Here is a 2,807-nt window from a genome sequence, read left to right as displayed (position 1 = left end):
GTAATGAATGACCCAAAGGAATATTCCCTAAATAAAAATAAATTAACAGATTCGGCAATGGATTATTTAAAGTCTCTAAAAAAATAAATTTTATTTCAATTTAATATTTTAAACGTCTATCTATGTAGGAGTATTATCTATGTCCTCTAAAGCAAAATCATGGCTTTGGATGCTAGCGGTTATTATTTCTGAAACCTCTGCAACATCCACATTGAAAATGTTCGATAATAGTGAAGGAACAACTAAATCATTATTATTAGGTCTGATAGTGATTCTTTATGTTATCTGTTACTACTCTCTTTCTCGTGCAGTGAAATATATTCCGGTTGGGCTAGCGTATGCGACTTGGTCGGGTACCGGTATTTTGATGGTTTCAACTTTAGGTATGCTGTTTTATGGGCAGCACCCAGATATGGCGGCAATGATTGGGATGGGGGTTATTGCCTCTGGGATCGTGATTATGAACCTGTTTTCTAAAATGGGCTCGGATGAGGCGGAACCGGCTGAAAATTCGGATGCGTCACTGTCTTCAACCAACAAAGTTGCTCATTAATAAGAAGAGAGAAATATTATGTTTACTGGATTTTTATGGTTGGCATTATCAATTGGTTCAGAAATCACGGGTACATCGATGATCAAAAAAACCAATAGCTTTAGTAAATTAGGTCCATCAATTTTAGTGATTGTGGCTTATTGTCTGTGCTATTTCGCGTTAACACGTGCAATGGGGTATATCCCTGTTGGGGTTGCGTATTCTTTATGGTGTGGGTTTGGTATTGTCGGTGTGACGTTAGTTTCGATGATTTTATATAAACAAAAACCGGATGTACCCGCAGTTTTCGCGATGGGATTAATTATCTCCGGCGGCATCATTATGAATACTTTTTCAAATATGTAATCTCACGTTTTATCTCTCTTGTACCCATTGATTATTGCCTGCCATTATCAGGTGATAATCAATGACGGTTTCACAACATAAAATGAATGTTTGACGCTAAGAGCCTCTATCTATCCTATGCTAATTTAAGCCATTACCATCGTTTAATTTAGGAATAAAGATATGCAAATTATTGAGTGGGACGACTTTACGAAAGTGGAAATGCGTGTTGGTACGATTATTCGTGCAGAAGTGAACAGTAAAGCGAAAAAGCCCGCTTATGTGATGGAAGTGGATTTAGGGGAATTGGGAGTAAAGTGCTCAAGCGCACAAATTACCGTGCATTACACCCCTGAAAGTTTAATTGGCAAACAGGTTTTATGTGTGTGTAATTTTGAAGTTAAACGTATTGCTGGCATAAAATCTGAAGTGTTAATTACAGGTGCTCCCGATGAAACAGGTGCAATTGTATTAGCTGAATTTAATCTACCTGTGCCGAATGGTTCTCGCCTAGCTTAAGCCGTAAGGCGCAGACCATAGACAAACCCATCAGGTTTGGAAATGGCTCGTTTGGGTTGTAAAATTAACGAGGAAAATCAATTCATTGATTTTCGCCTGATAACACAAAGAGGGAAAACCACGCTTTTATCCCTCTTTGTCATCAACCTAAGCTGTCAGGCTGCATTTTTTTGATTAAAACCGTATACTCCTACTGTATGCCACCCAGTAGGAGCTTGCCTTGTTATTACCTGAATTGCACTATCGCCAATATTCTCAAGAGGTTATTTCTCATCAACATGATGGGCAATGGCAGGTGGTATTTGCGTTATCAGGGGCGATGGAAATCAATATGCATCGCCAACACTGGCTGCTAAATGCAGGTCAGGGTGTCGTGATCCCGCCGAGTGTTAGCCATGCTTTCAGTGGGCAAGATGGGAATCAAAATTATGTATTGGAAATGCCTGCAACGGCGCAATGGTCAGTAAATGAAAAAATGACGCATTTCACGCTGACGCCAGCGGCGGTGGGGTTATTAAATTGGCTACAACGTTTTCCTCAAGCGCCGGAACAAAACTTTGCCGTTGCTCGCCTATTATTAGCCCAGTTAAAACCAGAAAACCGTTGGGTTGATGAGCTGGTTCATTGGGTAGAGTTACGTCTGCATTTACCGATAAGCTGCGAAGATATTGCCTGTGCATTTTATATGTCAGTCAGTACCTTACAACGTAAGGTGAAGGCTGAAATGGGGATCACCGTCATGCAATTTTTATTGCAAAAACGGATGGAAGCCGCAGGAAGTCTATTATTGACTCACCAAACCATCGAGCATATTGCCACTTTGGTGGGGTATGATTCTCACTCTGCTTTTAGCCAAGCATTTCGTAAGTTTTACGGTAAAACCCCTCAGGAATATCGCCTACAATCCCTACCCAAACGCTAATTCTTCGCTATTTAGACTCTAAGTGTTCTGAAATTGTCACGGCGTATTCGCCATATAAAAAGTCGGTATTGATATTTGCTTGCTTGAGTTTTAGCTCGAGTAACGCCAATTGCTTGCTGATGGCAACATAATTGGGGTCATCAGCAGAGAGTTGCTGCAGCATATGGCATAAATTCAACGCTTCTTTTTTCTGTTGTAGTTCAGGCGGCAGATACCCAGAATTTTTAAGAATACGATAACTCGCCCTTAATTCTTCAGGAACTTGGCTGTCATCATCAAGCTGCAAAGGTTTCCCTTCACCATTGAGATTGGATAACTCCCCTTTATTTAAAGCGTCTTGAATATGACGCTCTGCCCAAAGATCAATGACAGACATTATGGCTCGCCCTGTAGTGAATAGGCGTCGATTATAGCGCTGATAGCCTTTACCTTTGTGAACTTGTCAGTCATAAAACATTTCTACATTGACCGCAAAGCCTCATTGGATAA

Annotated in this window: 5 protein-coding genes; 4 read left to right on the top strand and 1 reads right to left on the bottom strand. The window is 40.5% G+C overall.

The window, feature by feature from the left end; genetic code table 11:
- Positions 1 to 139 precede the first annotated feature (139 nt).
- From JK188_RS17015 to JK188_RS17000, 4 genes are all read left to right on the top strand, one after another.
- A complete protein-coding gene (locus tag JK188_RS17015) occupies positions 140 to 553 on the top strand; it encodes a DMT family transporter (RefSeq protein ID WP_036949253.1) in 414 nt (137 codons plus the stop codon).
- 18 nt (positions 554 to 571) lie between these two features.
- Positions 572 to 898 carry a DMT family transporter gene (locus tag JK188_RS17010; protein WP_036949254.1) on the top strand — a complete coding sequence of 109 codons (327 nt, stop codon included), beginning with the start codon at positions 572 to 574 and terminating at the stop codon, positions 896 to 898.
- Between the two features lie 162 nt (positions 899 to 1,060).
- A complete protein-coding gene (locus JK188_RS17005) occupies positions 1,061 to 1,396 on the top strand; it encodes a tRNA-binding protein (protein WP_036949256.1) in 336 nt (111 codons plus the stop codon).
- A gap of 220 nt (positions 1,397 to 1,616) precedes the next feature.
- Positions 1,617 to 2,318: a helix-turn-helix transcriptional regulator gene (locus tag JK188_RS17000; protein WP_211886991.1), complete on the top strand. Its 702-nt coding sequence runs from the start codon at positions 1,617 to 1,619 to the stop codon at positions 2,316 to 2,318.
- Positions 2,319 to 2,325: 7 nt separating this feature from the next.
- Here the strand turns inward: JK188_RS17000 and JK188_RS16995 are convergent, their stop codons facing one another.
- Positions 2,326 to 2,694, bottom strand: a complete 369-nt coding sequence (locus JK188_RS16995; RefSeq protein ID WP_036949565.1) for a DUF1992 domain-containing protein — start codon at positions 2,692 to 2,694, stop codon at positions 2,326 to 2,328.
- Positions 2,695 to 2,807: the final 113 nt, after the last annotated feature.

It is taken from the genome of Providencia sp. JGM181, assembly GCF_018257375.1.
Taxonomy (GTDB): domain Bacteria; phylum Pseudomonadota; class Gammaproteobacteria; order Enterobacterales; family Enterobacteriaceae; genus Providencia; species Providencia lanzhouensis.
This window is presented reverse-complemented; position numbering and strand designations above follow the sequence as displayed.

Coding starts and splice junctions, on each gene's coding strand:
- JK188_RS16995 (WP_036949565.1), bottom strand. CDS start 2,694: ATGTCTGTCATTGATCTTTGGGCAGAGCGTCATATTCAAGACGCTTTA.
- JK188_RS17010 (WP_036949254.1), top strand. CDS start 572: ATGTTTACTGGATTTTTATGGTTGGCATTATCAATTGGTTCAGAAATC.
- JK188_RS17015 (WP_036949253.1), top strand. CDS start 140: ATGTCCTCTAAAGCAAAATCATGGCTTTGGATGCTAGCGGTTATTATT.
- JK188_RS17005 (WP_036949256.1), top strand. CDS start 1,061: ATGCAAATTATTGAGTGGGACGACTTTACGAAAGTGGAAATGCGTGTT.